The sequence below is a fragment of the Chryseobacterium sp. X308 genome (assembly GCF_020733145.1).
In the GTDB taxonomy this organism is placed as follows: Bacteria; Bacteroidota; Bacteroidia; order Flavobacteriales; family Weeksellaceae; genus Chryseobacterium; species Chryseobacterium cupriresistens.
Genome location: NZ_JAJFZH010000010.1, coordinates 42024 through 59790 on the forward strand (window position 1 = coordinate 42024; position 17767 = coordinate 59790).

Annotated in this window: 17 protein-coding genes; 14 read left to right on the plus strand and 3 right to left on the minus strand. The window is 37.4% G+C overall.

The genetic code is table 11. From position 1 onward, the window contains the following. Position 1: 1 nt before the first annotated feature. The gene (gene lnt / locus LIV57_RS12520; RefSeq protein ID WP_227942852.1) at positions 2-1636 is read left to right on the plus strand and encodes an apolipoprotein N-acyltransferase; all 1635 of its coding nucleotides are present in this window, start codon (positions 2-4) and stop codon (positions 1634-1636) included. Between the two features lie 137 nt (positions 1637-1773). On the opposite strand, the gene LIV57_RS12525 is transcribed toward lnt, so the two are convergent. Then, entirely contained in the window at positions 1774-3483 is a 1710-nt protein-coding gene (locus LIV57_RS12525) for a T9SS type A sorting domain-containing protein (RefSeq protein WP_227942853.1), read from the minus strand. Between the two features lie 243 nt (positions 3484-3726). Here LIV57_RS12525 and rpmB point away from each other — a divergent pair, with 243 nt between their 5' ends. The 7 genes from rpmB to LIV57_RS12560 all read left to right on the plus strand — a co-directional run bounded on the left by rpmB (position 3727) and on the right by LIV57_RS12560 (position 7292). Further along, positions 3727-3969, plus strand: coding sequence for a 50S ribosomal protein L28 (gene rpmB, locus LIV57_RS12530; protein WP_002976757.1), 243 nt, complete (start codon positions 3727-3729; stop codon positions 3967-3969). 6 nt (positions 3970-3975) lie between these two features. Next, positions 3976-4158: a 50S ribosomal protein L33 gene (gene rpmG, locus LIV57_RS12535; RefSeq protein WP_002976756.1), complete on the plus strand. Its 183-nt coding sequence runs from the start codon at positions 3976-3978 to the stop codon at positions 4156-4158. A gap of 20 nt (positions 4159-4178) precedes the next feature. Next, complete coding sequence (locus LIV57_RS12540) at positions 4179-4331, plus strand: DUF4295 domain-containing protein (RefSeq protein ID WP_002976755.1); 153 nt, start codon at positions 4179-4181, stop codon at positions 4329-4331. Positions 4332-4412: 81 nt separating this feature from the next. Further along, the gene (locus LIV57_RS12545) at positions 4413-5369 is read left to right on the plus strand and encodes an MBL fold metallo-hydrolase (RefSeq protein ID WP_227942854.1); all 957 of its coding nucleotides are present in this window, start codon (positions 4413-4415) and stop codon (positions 5367-5369) included. A gap of 156 nt (positions 5370-5525) precedes the next feature. Beyond that, positions 5526-5990: a RidA family protein gene (locus LIV57_RS12550; protein WP_227942855.1), complete on the plus strand. Its 465-nt coding sequence runs from the start codon at positions 5526-5528 to the stop codon at positions 5988-5990. A 15-nt stretch (positions 5991-6005) separates the two neighbouring features. Next, positions 6006-6959, plus strand: a complete 954-nt coding sequence (gene ftsY, locus LIV57_RS12555) for a signal recognition particle-docking protein FtsY (RefSeq protein ID WP_076595870.1) — start codon at positions 6006-6008, stop codon at positions 6957-6959. Positions 6960-7031: 72 nt separating this feature from the next. Next, the gene (locus LIV57_RS12560) at positions 7032-7292 is read left to right on the plus strand and encodes a GlsB/YeaQ/YmgE family stress response membrane protein (RefSeq protein ID WP_034694983.1); all 261 of its coding nucleotides are present in this window, start codon (positions 7032-7034) and stop codon (positions 7290-7292) included. 77 nt (positions 7293-7369) lie between these two features. Here LIV57_RS12560 and sppA read toward each other — a convergent pair whose 3' ends face one another. Beyond that, the gene (gene sppA / locus LIV57_RS12565) at positions 7370-9127 is read right to left on the minus strand and encodes a signal peptide peptidase SppA (protein ID WP_110008042.1); all 1758 of its coding nucleotides are present in this window, start codon (positions 9125-9127) and stop codon (positions 7370-7372) included. Positions 9128-9147: 20 nt separating this feature from the next. Here sppA and folK point away from each other — a divergent pair, with 20 nt between their 5' ends. The 6 genes from folK (at position 9148) to fmt (ending at position 17064) form a co-directional block, all read left to right on the plus strand. Further along, entirely contained in the window at positions 9148-9564 is a 417-nt protein-coding gene (gene folK, locus LIV57_RS12570) for a 2-amino-4-hydroxy-6-hydroxymethyldihydropteridine diphosphokinase (protein WP_202841227.1), read from the plus strand. Between the two features lie 17 nt (positions 9565-9581). Then, positions 9582-10697, plus strand: a complete 1116-nt coding sequence (locus LIV57_RS12575) for an OmpA family protein (protein ID WP_227942856.1) — start codon at positions 9582-9584, stop codon at positions 10695-10697. A 54-nt stretch (positions 10698-10751) separates the two neighbouring features. Next, the gene (locus tag LIV57_RS12580) at positions 10752-12278 is read left to right on the plus strand and encodes an OmpA family protein (protein ID WP_227942857.1); all 1527 of its coding nucleotides are present in this window, start codon (positions 10752-10754) and stop codon (positions 12276-12278) included. 209 nt (positions 12279-12487) lie between these two features. Next, entirely contained in the window at positions 12488-13927 is a 1440-nt protein-coding gene (locus LIV57_RS12585) for an OmpA family protein (RefSeq protein ID WP_202841231.1), read from the plus strand. Positions 13928-14005: 78 nt separating this feature from the next. Then, positions 14006-15913 (plus strand): ATP-dependent DNA helicase RecQ, encoded by a 1908-nt coding sequence (locus tag LIV57_RS12590; protein ID WP_227942858.1) that lies wholly within the window; start codon positions 14006-14008, stop codon positions 15911-15913. 203 nt (positions 15914-16116) lie between these two features. After that, positions 16117-17064 carry a methionyl-tRNA formyltransferase gene (fmt, locus tag LIV57_RS12595; RefSeq protein WP_227942859.1) on the plus strand — a complete coding sequence of 316 codons (948 nt, stop codon included), beginning with the start codon at positions 16117-16119 and terminating at the stop codon, positions 17062-17064. An 83-nt stretch (positions 17065-17147) separates the two neighbouring features. On the opposite strand, the gene LIV57_RS12600 is transcribed toward fmt, so the two are convergent. Continuing rightward, entirely contained in the window at positions 17148-17729 is a 582-nt protein-coding gene (locus LIV57_RS12600) for a Crp/Fnr family transcriptional regulator (RefSeq protein WP_227942860.1), read from the minus strand. Positions 17730-17767 lie beyond the last annotated feature (38 nt).

Consider the following 17767-nt stretch of genomic DNA (forward strand, 5'->3'; position numbering starts at 1 on the left):
AATGAAATACGTTCTGCTTACACTTATTTCAGCAATGCTGCTGTCGGTTTCATGGCCAACTTATGGGGTTCCGTTTTTTATATTTTTTGCCCTTGTTCCTCTTCTGATGATGGAACATGGCATTTCAAAATTTTCTGATTATAAAAGGAAAAGCTGGGTAGTCTTCGGATATTCTTACCTATGCTTTGTCATCTGGAACGTAGTTACTACAGGATGGCTGTATGGTTCAAAGAATCCGGATGGAAGCCACTCACTGATGGCTGTTTTATTCCCTGTATTGGTCAATTCTCTTTTATATTCTCTGGTATTCCAATGTTATCACTGGTACAAAAATGCTCAGGGAACGTATTGGGGATTAGGATTTTTAATTGCCATCTGGATGAGTTTTGAAAAATTTCATTTAGGATGGGAACTGACATGGCCGTGGCTGAACCTGGGGAATGTATTCTCAGACTATCCGAAACTGATCCAATGGTATGATACCTTAGGAGCAACCGGAGGAAGTTTCTGGATTCTTGTCATCAATGTTCTGATTTTTTATACTGTAAGAACATGGGAAGCCGGAAGAAAGAGAAAAGATCTGATCAAAAACTCCGCTATTGTTGCGGCTTTAATTGTTCTGCCAATGATTATTTCAGTAATCAGATATAACAATTTTGATGAAAAACCAATCGGACAGGTTAATGTTCTGATGCTTCAGCCGGACCTTGATCCTTATGCTGAAAAATACTCCAAAGATAGCCTGACTATAGAACAGGATTTATTAGCGCTTGCTGAAAAAAACTCAACCGGTAAAATTGATTATTATATGGCACCGGAAACCGCCCTTCCGGGAAGAGGATCTATTTCCGAAACAGGTTTTGAAAAGAGTTTACTTCTTAATAATATCAAAGGCTTTTTATCCAGTCACCCGGGATCTGTTTTTGCTACAGGAATTTCTTCACACCGTTTTTATTATAACCCGGCCAACCTACCAAAGGAAGCTTACCAGATTAATAGCGGTGTTTGGGTGAGCAGTTATAACACCGCCATTCAATTGGTGCCTGGTCAAAAAGTACAGGCTTATCATAAAGGAAAACTGGTGCCAGGTGTTGAAATATTTCCTTATATGAATGTTTTAAAACCATTATTGGGAGATGCCATGCTGAATCTTGGAGGTACTGTAGCTTCTCTGGGAACAGATAAAGAACGAGTTGCCTTTGCAAATCCTTACAACAAAGGAAAACTAGCGCCTATCATTTGCTATGAAAGTATTTATGGTGAATTTGTAACAGACTATGTAAAAAAAGGAGCTAACTTTTTAGGTATTATGACCAATGACTCATGGTGGGGCGTTACCGAAGGGCACAAACAGCTTTTATCTTATGCTAAACTGAGGGCTATTGAAACCAGAAGAGAAATCGCCCGTGCAGCGAACAGCGGAATTTCAGCGCATATCAATGCTAAAGGAGAGATCACAGCCGATACTTTTTATGGTGACCAGACAGCCTTATTCGCAAAGGTAAACCTGTATGATACAATGACTTTTTATACAAGAGCAGGAGATCTTCTTTCAAGGTTTTCCATATTTGCATTAGGATTCTTATTGTTTTACTATCTGATTGAATGGTTCAAAAAGAAAACAAAGAAAGCTTAGTTCTCAAACACTAATTGCACAAATTTACTCACGAATAACACAAGATCTGCAGATCATAAAGATTTTGTTCCATAAAAAAGAGAAAAGCCAGCTGGACGTCTGGCTTTTCTCATTGATAGAAGATAGAATTGATTCAATTACTTAATCGTAAGTTTCCTCATGGTTATTTCGTTTTTTATCTTCAGTTTTAGTATGTAGATTCCTTTTGGTAAATGAGCAACATCAATAGACTGATCTGCATTGATACTGATATTCAGTTTTCTGCCATCCATCGAATACATTTCAGCTTCTGAAACTTTTTCTCCTTTGATATAGACTTTATCTGACACAGGGTTCGGATAGATAACAAGCTGCTTTTCATATTTGTTTTCCGCTGTTCCCAACACACTTTGTGCAGAAGCGTCAGAATATACTTTTGCAGCATCAATTGATTTCACACTCCAGTATACATTCTGGACAGCCGGATCAAGCTCAAGGAACCATGATGGTGTCGTTACCACATATTTTGCAATATCATGAGCTCCCTGCGCAGTTCCTACCGAGATCTCATAACGTAATGCATTCACAGGAGTTTTATCATCCGATGCCCCACTCCATATAAAATTGAAACGGTTTCCGTTTTTAGTCAGATTCAGTTGCGTTGGTGCTGTAGGTTTAGCGTTTGCTTCTGCAGCATTGTTTTTAAATACTTTAGTCAGTGAAGGCAGATCTGAAGCAGCCCAGTCGAATCCACCCAATAAAATGTCCGGATGATGATCATTATTAAAATCAAAAAGCTGCACCAGCCCAGGACCTCCAAGGGCAGTAATCCCCGTTACAGCTCCTTCATTGAATGTATGATTGGAAACATCATAGATATAGGTTTTCACTACAGCATTATAATTTTCATTTCCTGAAATAATAAAGTCGTAATAGCCGTCATTATTTAAATCTCCGACACTTAGTGCCACATCAGAAATATCGCCTGCTTGAATTATATGAGGAGTTAATGCTCCGGTACCATCATTCATTAAAACAGCAGAATAGGCATCATCATTGGCATCTCTTCCAATCACCACGATATCCTGAAATCCATCAGCATTAAAATCTGCAAAATCTATTTTTCCCACTACAACAGGCGCAAGATCCTGTGTAGGAGTAAGAACTCCTGCCTGGTTCATGTATACTTTGGATACAGCATCTCCGTTGATGTCTGATCCGATAATCACAAGATCCAGCAGATTATCATTATTAAGATCTACCACTTTAAAGCTCCCGCTCTGAGTTCCATCTACCCAGTTTTCTGTGAGTTCAAAACCAGTCCCAGTATTTTTATAATAATCCAGACTGTTTCCGAAGCCTCCGCCATGAGCATATTGAGTTCCATTAAGGGCATAATCAGGCTTTCCGTCATGATTAAAATCAAAAACTTCCAGGGATCCATAAATTTTTCCCGGCAGTTCCGCTTCTTTTACAAATCCTGCCCCGGTGTTTTTGAAGCGGTATTGTTTATAATTAACAACATCCATATAGCTGAGCCCTGTAGAAACAATATCCATCAGCCCGTCATTATTATAATCAATGAATCTAATATCGCCAAGATGGGTTACATCAGCTCCTAATCCTGCAAACGGTGACAATGTTGTTCCATTGTTCTGATATACTTCATTGTACGTACTGTCCACATTTCCATCGCCATCAGCATCTATCGCTCCGTTGAGTACTATATCCAGCGTACCGTTGTTATCTATATCTGCAATATCAGCTGCAGCATAATAAAAATTATTCATGCCGGTCTGAATCTCAGTAAAATTCTGAGCCATGATACTGACAGGCAGCATAGAACATAAAATATAGATCCTCTTCATAGTTCTTTTTATTTAGATTAATTAAAAACAAAGATAGAGTATTAAATTTTCCGGGTGAAAAAAAGGCTGTATGAAATATATCAGCACTGATTATCTGCTGTATCCCAAGGATTCTGTTATTTTAAAAATTCAATATTATTAATCAGCCACTTATTTGCAAATATTTTCCAAAAGATTTGTCTATCTAAAAAATTCTTCGTTATTTTGCACTCTCAAATATTATACAAATAAGAACATCGAGATATGTCAAGAATTTGCCAAATAACAGGAAAGCGTGCAATGGTTGGTAACAACGTTTCTCACGCTAATAACAAAACGAAGCGTCGTTTTGAAATTAACTTATTAGAGAAGAAGTTTTACCTTCCAGAGCAAGATAAGCACGTTACACTGAAAGTATCAGCTCATGGATTGAGAGTGATTAACAAGATTGGAATCGAGGAAGCTATTGAAAGAGCTACTAGAAACGGATTGATTAAAAAGAATTAATAAATCATGGCAAAAAAAGGAAACAGAGTTCAAGTAATCCTTGAATGTACAGAGCACAAAGAAAGTGGTATGCCAGGAATGTCAAGATACATTTCTACAAAAAATAAAAAGAACACTACAGAAAGATTGGAATTGAAAAAATACAATCCTGTTCTTAAGAGATCTACCATTCACAAAGAAATTAAGTAATTTATAAATAATAACTTACCATGGCAAAGAAAGTAGTAGCAACCCTACAAAGCGGTCAGTCTAAGAAGATGACTAAAGTGGTGAAAATGGTTAAGTCTTCTAAATCAGGAGCTTACGTTTTCGAAGAAAAAGTAATGAATGCTGATGAAGTAGATGGTTATTTAAAAAAATAATCAGTACTTTGTTTACAATATAAAAAACTACTCATTTTTTGAGTAGTTTTTTTGTTATATTCGTTTCATAAAAAACACATTATGAAGCAATTCTTTATTTTATTTTCAGCCCTACTATTCACAGCGCATTCCTATCATTCTCAAACCCTTCAGAATAAAAGAAACGCTACAGAGAATGTAAAAATTATAATTCTGGGAAATGTACAGGATGCCGGCTCTCCTCAGATCGGATGCCGTAAAGAATGCTGTATGGATCTGTGGAAACATCCCCGGCAGGACAGGAAAGTATCTTCTCTGGGAGTCATCGACGACGAACTGCAGAAAAATTATATCTTCGATGCCACCCCTGATTTCACTCAACAGCTGCAATTCCTGATGGAACATACAGCCGTTCCAAAGAAAACTGTCCCTGATGGTATCTTTATTACCCATGCCCACATCGGACATTATACAGGTCTTATGTTTTTGGGGAAAGAAGGTATGAATTCCAAGGATGTTCCCGTCTATACCATGCCAAGGCTTAAAAAGTTTTTTGAAAACAATGGCCCGTGGTCTCAGCTAACCCGTTTGAGTAATATTATTCCCTATGAGATGCAAAATGAAACACCAATAAAGGTGAACTCTCATTTAGAAGTTACTCCTATACAGGTTCCTCACCGTGATGAATATTCGGAAACAGTGGGTTTCATTATTAAAGGTCCTCATAAAAAGGCATTATTCATTCCGGATATAGATAAATGGAATAAGTGGAAATACAATATCACAGATCTCATAAAAACAGTAGATTATGCATTTCTGGACGGCACATTTTATGATTCGGAAGAAATAGGCTATAGAAATATTGAGGATATCCCGCATCCATTTGTAGTGGAGAGTATGGAACTGTTTAAAAGCCTTCCGCCTGAATATAAAAAAAGAATTTTCTTTATCCATTTTAACCATACCAATAAAATTTTAAATCCTGACAGCAGACAGAGTAAACAGGTTATTGAAAAAGGTTTTAATATAGCACGCCTGGGAGACGAATTTGACTTATAATTGCAATCAGTTTCTTTACCAGACTGTAATAAAAACCCTGCTGCTGAATATCAGGAGATAAAAATAATAAAGACTTTGTTTACATATAAAAAAACAACTCCTGTTTTGGGTAGTTTTTTTGCTATCTTTGCTCACCAGATTATTAATCAGTAAAGTATGAAAAAGATACTTGTTCTGGCCTGCACAGCAACTTTTCTATTTTCATTTAGTCAGAAAACAATGAATATAGAATATAAAAGTTCGCCGAAAGTTTTCAGCATAAAAGGATTATCTCAATCGGTAAGCCTTGATTGCGGAAATTCCAGTATGATTTTGCTATCCGGACAGGTTCCTCTGGACACGGAGGGCAATCTTGTGGGAAATACTATTGAAGAGCAGACCCAGCAGGTTTTCAAAAATATTGAAAACATCCTGAAAGAATATGAAGGTACAGGAAAAGATATTATCAAACTGGTCATCTACACCACAGACATCAAAAAAACACCTGATTTCAGAAAAGTAAGGGATTTGTATGTCAATCTTCAGAATCCTCCCGTAAGCAGCCTTGTAGAAGTGAGCAGGCTTTTCAGAGATGATGTGTTGATAGAAGTAGAAGCCACAGCAGTGATTAAAAATAAATAAGAATAAACTAAAACTATGAGTTGGTTTAAAAATATTTTCAAAAAGGAAGAAAAGGAAACCTTAGATAAAGGATTGGAAAAATCCAGCCAGGGATTCTTTGAAAAAATGACGAAAGCCGTAGTCGGTAAAAGCAAAGTAGATGATGAAGTTCTGGATGATCTGGAGGAAGTACTGATTGCTTCCGATGTAGGTGCCTCTACCACTATCAAAATTATTGAAAGAATTGAAGAACGTGTTGCCAGAGATAAATATGTAGGCGTTAACGAACTTGACAAGATTCTCCGTGAAGAAATTTCGGGATTATTGCTTGAAAATCCACATGCCGGTACGGGAAATATAGATACTTCCAAAAAACCATATGTCATTATGGTAGTGGGAGTAAATGGAGTGGGAAAAACAACAACCATCGGAAAACTGGCTCATCAGTTCAAATCGGAAGGTAAAAAAGTAGTTCTTGGAGCTGCAGATACCTTTAGAGCGGCTGCCGTTGACCAGCTTGTTATCTGGAGCGAAAGAGTGGGTGTTCCCATTATAAAACAGGAAATGGGATCAGATCCTGCATCTGTAGCTTTTGATACGGTACAAAGTGCTGTAGCTCAAAATGCAGATGTTGTCATCATCGATACTGCAGGAAGACTTCACAACAAGATCAACCTGATGAACGAGCTTTCCAAGATCAAAAGAGTGATGCAGAAAGTAATTCCTGATGCACCTCATGAAATTTTATTGGTGCTTGACGGCTCTACAGGGCAGAATGCTTTCGAACAGGCAAAACAATTTACAGCAGCAACGGAAGTAAACGCGTTGGCAGTAACAAAACTGGACGGAACAGCCAAAGGAGGTGTTGTTATCGGTATCTCCGATCAATTCCAGATTCCGGTGAAGTATATCGGTGTAGGCGAAAAAATGCAGGATTTACAGCTTTTTAATGGTACGGAATTTGTAGACTCATTCTTCAAGAAAAGATGATTTATATCATGTTTTCCCTTATATTAGTAACAAATCATTTTTAAAATATTAACAATAAAAAAATTTGCAACTATGGGAATTATTACATGGATCTTATTCGGTCTTATTGCAGGTGCTATCGCTAAAATGATCATGCCTGGAACTCAGGGAGGAGGATGGCTAATCACTATTATCCTGGGAATTCTGGGAGCATTTGTAGGAGGAGCTATAGGAGTTTACGTTTTACACTGGGGAGATGTTACTTCATTCTGGAATCCGAGAAGCTGGATTCTCTCAATCGGAGGCGCTTTAATCATTCTCTGGATTTATGGAATGGCAACAAAGAAAAGCTGATAGTAAAGCTGATAAAAAATAAAATCCCGGATCTGAAATTTCAGGTCCGGGATTTTTGTATACAATATAAAATTTAGTTAGTTGTTGATTCTGATCTGATAAGGCATTTCCATTTTCACCTCAGACTGTAGCTTTTTGTTTGTGATCTGCTGCAAAATCTCATAGTTGGACTTCCCTATCTTATTTTTAATAATTCTTGCCGAAACATCTTCCTCATTCAGGTCTTTAAAGATTTGTTCGAACGGAGTCATTCTCTTAGGGAAAGCCTCTACGTGGTAAGATTTCATTCCTGCTTTCTGAGCGGCAAATTTCACAGCATCAGCTAAAGTTCCCAATTCATCCACCAATCCAATTTGCTTGGCACGAACACCACTCCATACTCTACCGCCTCCTACATTATCAATCTGTTCAAAAGTTTTCTTTCTGTTCTGAGTTACAAAATGGACAAATCTTTTATAGGTACCTTCCACACTTCTTGTCATCATATTGACTCCGTAAGGGGTCACTCCGTTTAATCCGGAATAATACATAGAGTTGGCATTGGTAGAAACAATATCCGCACGAATCCCGTTTTTAGCAGCAATATCTTTATAGTAAGGCATCACTCCGAACACTCCGATAGAACCGGTAAGTGTATTAGGTTCCGAATAAATTTTATCTGCAGCCATTGCTACATAATATCCTCCTGATGCTGCATAGTCTCCAAAGGAAACGATCAGTGGCTTTTTCTTTTTCAGCTGCTGTAATTCAAATAAAATTTCATCTGAAGCATTGGCACTTCCTCCCGGAGAGTTGATTCTGAACACAACCGCTTTCACTTTATCATCCTCCTGAAGTTTTTTGATGTACTTCACATATTTCTCAGAATGAATATCATTGTATTCATCTCCGTTATTAATAGATCCCGAAGCATAAAGTACAGCGATCTTTTCACCGGATTTATCTTCATCCGCATAAGAATTGATATAGCTTGTCAAGGAAATCTTGTTCAGCTTTTCTTTATCTTTTACATTAAGCTTCGCTTTCAGAAGATCTTCATATTCGGATTTCTGGATCAGCTTATCCGCTAGTTTATATTGTAAACTCTGCTCAGGAATCATTCCGTATAAGCTGTCTGTAATTGTTCTGAACTGAGCAGTATCAATTTTTCTTGAAGCAGCCATTTTATTGGATGTATTTTTCCAAAGATCATTCAAAAGAGTACTTAACTGTTCTTTATTTTCAGGAGAAATATCATTTCTTAAAAAAGGTTCTACCGCAGACTTGAATTTACCATGACGGATTACTTCAATTCCGATTCCGTATTTATCTGCAAAATCTTTGAAGAAAGTAACCTCAGTAGAAAGACCTTTTAATTCAATCATTCCTGCCGGATGCAGATAATATTGATCAGCAACAGATCCTAAATAATAAGCAGACTGTGATACTCCGTTTCCATAAGCGTATACAAACTTTCCGCTTTTTTTGAAATCCTCAATAGCATTTCTAAGATCATCAATCTGCGTAAGGCCTGCAGACAAGTCATCAGCTTCTATACTGATTCCTTTAATATTATCATCAGTTTTTGCTTTGTTGATAGCCTCCAATGCATCATATATAAGAATACTTTTATTTTGTGCGCCTATCCCGAATAATCCCATCTCTTCTTCGGTAGGACTATCGATGATATTGGTCTTTAAATTAATCGTAAGAACTGAGTTCTTTTTCACCGCCACCGACTTATCATTCCCCATTGCACTGAACACAAGCATCATGATGAAAAAGATGAAAAATAGAGCGCAAAGTATGATAATTGCGACTATATTTGCCAAAACATTTTTGAAGAAACTTCTCATAAATCAATCAATTTTCTAATATGTCGCAGCATAAGGTCGTTTTGTTACTGGGAAGTAACTTAGGAGAGCAAAAAAAAAATGTAGAGCTTGCATTAAAAAAAATCAGTGAAGCCGGAAATTACATTTCACAAACCAGCGAATTTTTAATGTCTGAGCCTGTAGAGTTTGCCAGTTCCAATATTTTTTGTAATATTGCAGCAATAATATTCACACATCTTTCACCCATTCAACTGCTTGATTGTATTAAGAATATAGAAGTTGAGATGGGAAGAATTAATGATTCAAAAGTATCCGGTGGTTACACAGACAGGATAATTGATATTGATATCATTAAGTATAATGAGTTGAATTTTAAATCAGAAAGATTAGAAATCCCTCATAAAAAACATCTTTTTGAAAGGGATTTTTCCAGGATATTATTAAAAGATTTTATTTAAAACATAAAACATATTGTATGAAATTAGGTTTATTATTATTGGCTACGTCATTGCCAATTGCAGCTTTCGCACAGAACAGCGGCACAACAGTAAACTCTTCCACAGAGTACCCTAATACATTCTCCTCAGGTTCCGCTAATGTAAAACCCTTTGACAATAAATCCAGACGTTTCAGAGACTGGTCTATTTCTGTTGGAGGAGGTCCTGCATTTATGGTACACTCCGATTTAAAATCTATCCGCAAGGATAAAACCAATTGGGGATACAATGCTTACGTAAGCGTGGACAAACAAATCACACATGCATTCGGGCTAAGCCTTATGTATATGAGAGGAGAAACAAAACAGACAGCCCAGCTTCCTGGTGCTGAAGGTGTAAAATCAGGAATAGCTACTGCAACAACACAGTTTGACAACATCTCTTTATTGGGGGATATCAACTTCTCGAACTTATTCAGAAGAGTAGACAACCACTCTCCATACAGATGGGCTTTCCACGGATATATGGGTATCGGTCTTCAGGGATTCAGAACATCACTGCATGATAACGACGAATTCAGATGGAGCAATTCTCCAAGAAGAACTCCTTTATTCATTAAACAGGACATTGATATCAACTCTATCTTCTATCAGGGAGGTGTGGGAATAAAATACAATGTTTCAAAACTTATTGACGTTGAGGCAAGAACCATGTACATTATCAGTGGTGATGATGAATTCGATGGCGGCGGATGGGCAGATCCTAATGATTATGATCCTTCCACTCCAGGTTCAAAATATAACATGTTAAATTCCAGAAGATCTGATAACGCCTGGACAGTAAGTTTAGGAGTATCTTTCAAACTAGGAAAGCACGAATCTCATCTGGCATGGCATGACCCGCTTCAGGAAGCTTACTACAGAACCAGCGTTCTTGAAAATGCAAGTACAGACCTTGTTGTCTGTGAAAAAGGAGATGCAGACAATGACGGAGTATGTGATGACTGGGACAGACAGCTTGATACTCCTGCAGGAGCAAGAGTAGATGGAGCCGGAGTTGCTTTGGATATGGATCTTGATGGAGTTATTGACCTTTACGATAAGTGCGTAACTGTACCAGGACCTGTTGAAAATAACGGATGCCCGATTAAATAATTAAAACAGCCTTACCATTCTTTTTCAAAAAAGAAAATCAAATAATAATACACGATGAAATTAAGTTTAGCAATTGTTGCATTAGCTTTGGCAATTCCTTCTGCCGCTTATGCACAAGACTCAACAGCAGTTTCAAATGGAAAATATCCCAATACATTTTCCTCAGGATCTGCTAATGTTACACCATTTACCAACCAATCCAAGAGATTTAATGATTGGTCTGTTTCAGTAGGAGCAGGTGTTCCGCTTCTGCAGTCAGCAGATTTAACCTCTATCAAAAATGGTAATGGTAAAAACCTTTTTGGATATTCAGCGTATGTAAGTATTGATAAAGCGATTACCCATGCTTTTGGGATCAATTTACAGTATGACAGAGGTGAAACCAGACAAGGATGGTTCAATACTAAAAATGCAGCACCGGATGCAACAGCAGTAGGAGCAAGAACTCAGTATGACGCGATCTCTATCTTAGGAGATATCAACTTCTCAAACCTGTTAAGAAGAGTTGACAACCACTCTCCTTACAGATGGGCACTTCACGGATATGCTGGTATCGGTACTATTGCGTACAGAGCATATCAGAAAGATGGAAGCAACAGACAGAGATTGATGACAGAAATTAAACCTTTCGAATTAGGTTCTATGTTCTTTCAGGCTGGTACAGGTCTGAAGTTCAAAGTGAACAGAAGAATCGATATTGAAGGTAGATTAATGTATGTGGTAACCGGAGATGATGAATTTGATGGAGGAGGTGATGCTTACAGCGCTATCAACAAGCGTTCTGAGCAGGTTTCAGACAACTTCTTCAACGCTACTTTAGGTCTTTCTTTCAAACTAGGTAAGCACGAGTCTCACGTAATGTGGCATGACCCGCTTCAGGAAATCTATTATAAACTTGATGTGCTGGCTAACAAAAACCAGGATATCGAAGTATGTAAAAAAGGAGATGCTGATAACGACGGAGTATGCGATGATTGGGACAGACAGCTTGATACTCCTGCAGGGGCAAGAGTGGACGGTGCCGGAGTTGCACTTGACACTGACTTAGACGGTGTAATTGACCTTTACGATAAGTGTGTAACGGTTCCGGGCCCTGTTGAAAACAACGGATGTCCTGTTGTTAAAGATAATAAGCAAACTGCTGTAGAAGTAGAAAAAACCCTTAAAGATATTTATTTCAACTTTAATAAAGCAACCATCAGACCTGAATCTAATGAGAAACTGGATCTGGCTGCTTCAATTATTAAAGAAAACGGGGGTAATTACCTGTTAACAGGACATACAGATATCAAGGGAAATGCAGCATACAACCTTAGATTGTCTAAAGAAAGAGCAGCAGCTGTAGTTGGAGCTCTGGAAAACAGAGGCATCAATGAAAATGTGCTGAAATCAAGAGGAGTAGGTTCTGCTGAAGCTACTATTCCTGCATCAGCTTCAGATGCTGAAAGAATGGCGGACAGAAAAGTTACTGTAAGATTTATAGAAAGTTCAGAATGGGATTCTATCAAAAAGAAAGACTATGAAGATGCTCCTGTAAAAAAAGCAGTCAAAAAAGCTCCCGCTAAGAAAAAGAAGAAATAATTTCAAATACTTCATAAACCGAAAAGAATTGTTCTTTTCGGTTTATTTTTTTTCTACTACGAATTTTTTTACATACCTTTATCATTATTTTCAGGACAATTGTACAAACACATTAGTAATCAGTACGTTTGTTTTGAAAAAAATTAACACAATATCACTTTTTAGCGTAAAAAATCATTTAAAATAACTTAACTTAAAAAAATAACACTATGAAATTAAGTTTAGCAATTGTTGCATTAGCATTGGCAATTCCTTCTGCCACGTATGCACAAGACTCAACGGCAGTTTCAAAAGGAGAATATCCTAATACATTTTCTTCGGGATCTGCTAATGTTTCCCCATTCACCAATCAATCTAAAAGATTTAACGATTGGTCTATTTCTGCCGGGGTGGGTGTTCCACTTCTTCAGTCTGCGGATTTAACCTCTATCAAAAATGGTAACGGTAAAAACCTTTTTGGATATTCAGCGTATGTAAGTATTGATAAAGCAATTACCCATGCTTTTGGGATCAATTTACAGTATGACAGAGGTGAAACCAGACAAGGATGGTTCAATACTAAAAATTCAGCACCGGATGCAACAGCAGTAGGAGCAAGAACTCAGTATGACGCGATCTCTATCTTAGGAGATATTAACTTCTCAAACCTGTTAAGAAGAGTTGACAACCATTCTCCTTACAGATGGGCACTTCACGGATATGCTGGTATCGGTACTATTGCGTACAGAGCATATCAGAAAGACGGAAGCAATAGACAGAGATTGATGACTGAAATCAAACCTTTCGAATTAGGTTCTATGTTCATGCAGGCTGGTACAGGTCTGAAGTTTAAAGTGAACAGAAGAATCGATATTGAAGGTAGATTAATGTATGTAGTAACCGGTGATGATGAATTTGACGGTGGAGGTGATAAATACAGCGCTATCAACAAACGTTCTGAGCAGGTTTCCGACAACTTCTTCAACGCTACTTTAGGTCTTTCTGTTAAACTTGGAAAACACGAATCTCACTTAATGTGGCATGACCCGCTTCAGGAAATCTATTATAAACTTGATGTACTGGCTAACAAAAACCAGGATATTGAAGTATGTAAAAAAGGTGATGCTGATAACGACGGTGTATGCGACGATTGGGACAGACAGCTTGATACTCCTGCAGGGGCAAGAGTGGATGGTGCCGGAGTTGCGCTTGATACTGACTTAGACGGTGTAATTGACCTTTACGATAAGTGTGTAACGGTTCCGGGACCTGTTGAAAACAACGGATGTCCTGTAGCTACAACAGGACCTGTAGTAGAAACAGAAACTAAATTGGAAGGAATTGAGTTTGATCTGAATTCTGACAGAATTTTACCTTCAAATACTCCAATTTTAAATAATGCAGTAAACTATATTAATTCTTCAAATGGTTCTTACAATGTAATCGGAGCTACAGATACAAGAGGTACTGATGCTTACAACCAGAAACTATCTGAAAGAAGAGCAAACAACGTTAAGAACTATCTGATCAAAAACGGTGTTCAGACAGGTAAATTACAGGCAATAGGAAAAGGTGAAAAAGACCTTAAATATCCTGAATGTGAACCGGCAACGAAGTGCCCTGAATGGAAAAACAGAGCCAACAGAAGAGTATACTTCGAAGCTAAATAATAAACATATTGATATATTATATGAAAGTCACGCCCTGCGTGACTTTTTTTGTCCTAATTCTTTCCTTATTTTTACAACATGATTTCTCCGCAGGATTTTCAAAAGCTAAAATATGATACTCTTAAGTATTTCTGGGGTTATACCGACTTCAGAGATTCTCAGGAAGAAATTATCAATGCTGTTATTAATGAAAAAGATACCCTGGTTCTCTTACCTACAGGAGCAGGAAAGTCTTTATGCTATCAATTACCAGCCTTATTGAAAGAAGGAACCTGCCTTGTTGTTTCTCCTTTGCTGGCATTGATGAAAGACCAGGTTAATCAGCTTAAAGCCCGCGGTATAGAAGCAGAATATCTTTCCTCCGAATTGGATGAATATGATGCTGAAACCATTTATGACCGCTGTAAAGAAGGACTTACCAAGCTGCTTTATGTTTCTCCTGAAAGGCTTACCAATACTCAGTTTATTCAGAATATGGAAGAAATACAGCTCTCCTTCATTGCCGTTGATGAAGCGCACTGTATTTCAGAATGGGGACAGGATTTCAGGCCCAGCTACCAGAATATAAAAGGATTCAGAAGTAATAACCCGGAGATTCCCTGCCTTGCCTTAACTGCAACTGCAACTCCGAAAGTGCTGGAAGAAATTAAAAATAAACTGGAACTGAAAAATCCTTTTGTTTTTCAAAAGAGTTTCAAAAGAGAGAACATTAAAATTTTTACAGATGAAGTATCTGATAAATTTCAGCGTGTTTTTGATATCTTAAAATACAGCAATGATTCCGGAATTGTCTACGTAAGAACAAGAAAAGAAGCTGAACTGCTGGCAGAATTTCTAAAGAAAAATCAACTGAAAAATGTAGATTATTTTCATGCGGGCCTCACAACAAAAGAAAAGAATGCAAGACAGAATCTTTGGAATAACAGTGACAATCACGTCCTTATTTCTACCAATGCCTTTGGAATGGGTATTGACAAAGATAATGTTCGTTTTGTCATTCACTATTCTCCCGCTGCATCCCTTGAAAACTATTATCAGGAAATCGGAAGGGCCGGAAGAGATGGCAAAGACAGTTTTGCCTTCATGCTCTGGAACAAACAGGAACTATTGAATTTTGATCAGGTCTTAAAAAACCAGACACCCAACAAAGCTGAGTTTTTGAAAATTGTTAGTTATCTCTACTCTATTTTTCAGGTAGCTGAATTTGAACTTCCGGAAAAGACATTTCAACTGAATCATCTCAGTATACAGAATTTTACAAAACTATCGAAGGCCAAGATCAACAATGTACTCAATTTTCTGCACAACCAGGAAATTGTCTACTACAATGACAACAAAAGTCTGTCTTCGCTCGAACTTTTTATTAAAGCTGATGAAATCGATCAGCTGCCACAAAAAGATGGCCATTTCATAGAACTCCTTTTCCGTACCCTATCAGGAATTACTACGCACAAAGTGATGTTCAGCGAACAGCAGGTCAGCAACAAAATCAATATCAGTGTTCCCTTAATCAAGGAACGTCTGAAAGAGCTTCAGCAAAAGAATTACCTTGAATATATCGACGGAGCATTAGCCAGCATTAAATTCCTGAAACCCCGTGATGAAAGAGCTGTGAACAGCGCTTACTGGAAATTATTTGAACATATTCAGAGGAATAAAATCCAGAAATGGGAAGAGATGAAATTTTACGTAGAAAATAACGACTATTGTAAAATGAAACTAATTTTAGCCTATTTTGGTGAAAAAAATTCAAAAAACTGTGGACAGTGCTCTGTCTGCGAAAAAAATAAGCAATCCATCTTTGGAAAAAATATTTCTCAGCAGATCATTAATTTATTAGCTAAAAAGTCGGCTACCATTGAAGAACTATCTATCCAGCTCAGCTATCATTCCAAAGAAAATATTCTGGAAAATCTGATTTTCCTATTAGATTCCGGAAAGGTAAGGATGCTGAACTTCAGAACGTATGCGCTGAATCATGAGTAATAAGTATGAGTGATGAGTAATAAGAAAGATGCCTGGATATGATATGATATGATATGATATGATATGATGTAATCGTAATCGCAGTCTATCTCTAAAACTCTTATACTCTAAAACTCTCCCACTCTCATACTTTCATACTCTCATACTCTCCCCCCCAAACCTGAAACCTTCCGACTCTCAGATCAAAAACTTATCTTTGCAGTATGAAATCATTGAAAGTCGTTTTTTTAGGGACTCCCGAGTTTGCAAAGACTTCTCTGGAGGCCATCCATCAATCTCATCATCAGGTTGTAGGTGTAGTAACTGTTGCTGATAAAGCAAGCGGACGAGGACAGAAAATTCACCAATCACCGGTAAAAATCTATGCAGAAGAAAACAATATTCCTGTTTTTCAGCCGGAAAAGCTGAGAAATCCGGAGTTTTTGGAAGAACTTAGAAAACTGGATGCTGATGTTTTTGTAGTAGTTGCTTTCAGAATGATGCCTAAAGTACTTTTTGAAATGCCAAAAATGGGTACTTTCAATCTTCATGCTTCATTGCTTCCTGATTACCGAGGAGCAGCTCCTATCAATTACGCAGTAATCAATGGGGAAGAAAAAACCGGAGCAACCACTTTCTTTATTAACGAAAAAATTGATGAAGGGAATATTCTTCTTCAGCAGGAAATAGAAATTTTACCTGATGAAAATGCCGGAAGCCTTCACGACAGACTGATGGAAATGGGTTCAGGGCTTGTTGTGAAAACACTGGATGGGCTTGCAGAAAATGCCATTCAGGAGAAGCCTCAGCCACAGGTGGAACATCCTAAAAATGCTTATAAAATTTTCAAGGAAGATACAAGGATCAATTGGGAGCAGCCTTCAAAGACCATTCACCAGCTCATTCTTGGAATGTCTCCTTACCCGGCAGCATTCACTACTTTAAAGATTGAAAACGAAGAAAAAGGTTTAAAAATATTCGGAGGTAAGTTCGAACTTTCTGATCATGGTAAACCTGCCGGAACACTGGAAATTTCGAAGAACGGATTTAAAATTTATACACAGGATGGAATCTATTATCCATTGGAACTTCAGCTGGAAGGTAAAAAGAGAATGATGGTAAAAGATTTTCTGAACGGCTTCCGAAACTTTGATGGAATAACTCTGAATTAAAGAACACCTTTTAAGATACTCAAAATAAAGTCCCGAAGTATTTACAGCTTCCGGGACTTTTAAATTTTAAATACAAAGAAAGATTATGCTTTACTAACAATTTTCTTTCTGATTCTGCTTATAAATTCCGGCGTTACTCCCAGGTAGGCAGCAATCTGAATATTGGTAAGACGGTGCGCTGTTTGCGGGTAATCCTTTAAAAACTCAACATACCGTTCATCTGAAGGCTTGCTCAGGTTATCAATGATTCTGCGCTGCAATGCTATAATTGATTTTTGAAATTTAAGCCTCATTAATCTTTCAATCTCAGGCATTTCGGCATACAGTTTCTCTTTTTCTTTTTTGGGAATAAGAAGAATCTCACTGTCCTCCAAAGCCTGAATATTAAGCTTTGAAGGAATACGGTTCACAAAGCTGTCAATATCCGAAATCCACCAGTTTTCAATGCCAAAATACAATATCTGTTCAGCTGCATTATGATGGGTATGAAAAACTTTAAAACATCCGCTTAATACAAACCCTTCAAATTCGCAAATCTCTCCTTCTTTTAAGAGGAATTCTTTTTTCTTTATTTTCCTAAGGTTGAAAGCACTGCAATATTTCTCCAGCTTTTCATCTGAAATATCAATATAACTCCGGATATGTTTTTTTAAAGGCTCAGTCATGGTTTAAAAATAAAAAAAGGTTCAGAAAATCCTAAACC

Coding starts and splice junctions, on each gene's coding strand:
- lnt (WP_227942852.1), top strand. CDS start 2: ATGAAATACGTTCTGCTTACACTTATTTCAGCAATGCTGCTGTCGGTT.
- LIV57_RS12525 (WP_227942853.1), bottom strand. CDS start 3,483: ATGAAGAGGATCTATATTTTATGTTCTATGCTGCCTGTCAGTATCATG.
- rpmB (WP_002976757.1), top strand. CDS start 3,727: ATGTCAAGAATTTGCCAAATAACAGGAAAGCGTGCAATGGTTGGTAAC.
- rpmG (WP_002976756.1), top strand. CDS start 3,976: ATGGCAAAAAAAGGAAACAGAGTTCAAGTAATCCTTGAATGTACAGAG.
- LIV57_RS12540 (WP_002976755.1), top strand. CDS start 4,179: ATGGCAAAGAAAGTAGTAGCAACCCTACAAAGCGGTCAGTCTAAGAAG.
- LIV57_RS12545 (WP_227942854.1), top strand. CDS start 4,413: ATGAAGCAATTCTTTATTTTATTTTCAGCCCTACTATTCACAGCGCAT.
- LIV57_RS12550 (WP_227942855.1), top strand. CDS start 5,526: ATGAAAAAGATACTTGTTCTGGCCTGCACAGCAACTTTTCTATTTTCA.
- ftsY (WP_076595870.1), top strand. CDS start 6,006: ATGAGTTGGTTTAAAAATATTTTCAAAAAGGAAGAAAAGGAAACCTTA.
- LIV57_RS12560 (WP_034694983.1), top strand. CDS start 7,032: ATGGGAATTATTACATGGATCTTATTCGGTCTTATTGCAGGTGCTATC.
- sppA (WP_110008042.1), bottom strand. CDS start 9,127: ATGAGAAGTTTCTTCAAAAATGTTTTGGCAAATATAGTCGCAATTATC.
- folK (WP_202841227.1), top strand. CDS start 9,148: ATGTCGCAGCATAAGGTCGTTTTGTTACTGGGAAGTAACTTAGGAGAG.
- LIV57_RS12575 (WP_227942856.1), top strand. CDS start 9,582: ATGAAATTAGGTTTATTATTATTGGCTACGTCATTGCCAATTGCAGCT.
- LIV57_RS12580 (WP_227942857.1), top strand. CDS start 10,752: ATGAAATTAAGTTTAGCAATTGTTGCATTAGCTTTGGCAATTCCTTCT.
- LIV57_RS12585 (WP_202841231.1), top strand. CDS start 12,488: ATGAAATTAAGTTTAGCAATTGTTGCATTAGCATTGGCAATTCCTTCT.
- LIV57_RS12590 (WP_227942858.1), top strand. CDS start 14,006: ATGATTTCTCCGCAGGATTTTCAAAAGCTAAAATATGATACTCTTAAG.
- fmt (WP_227942859.1), top strand. CDS start 16,117: ATGAAATCATTGAAAGTCGTTTTTTTAGGGACTCCCGAGTTTGCAAAG.
- LIV57_RS12600 (WP_227942860.1), bottom strand. CDS start 17,729: ATGACTGAGCCTTTAAAAAAACATATCCGGAGTTATATTGATATTTCA.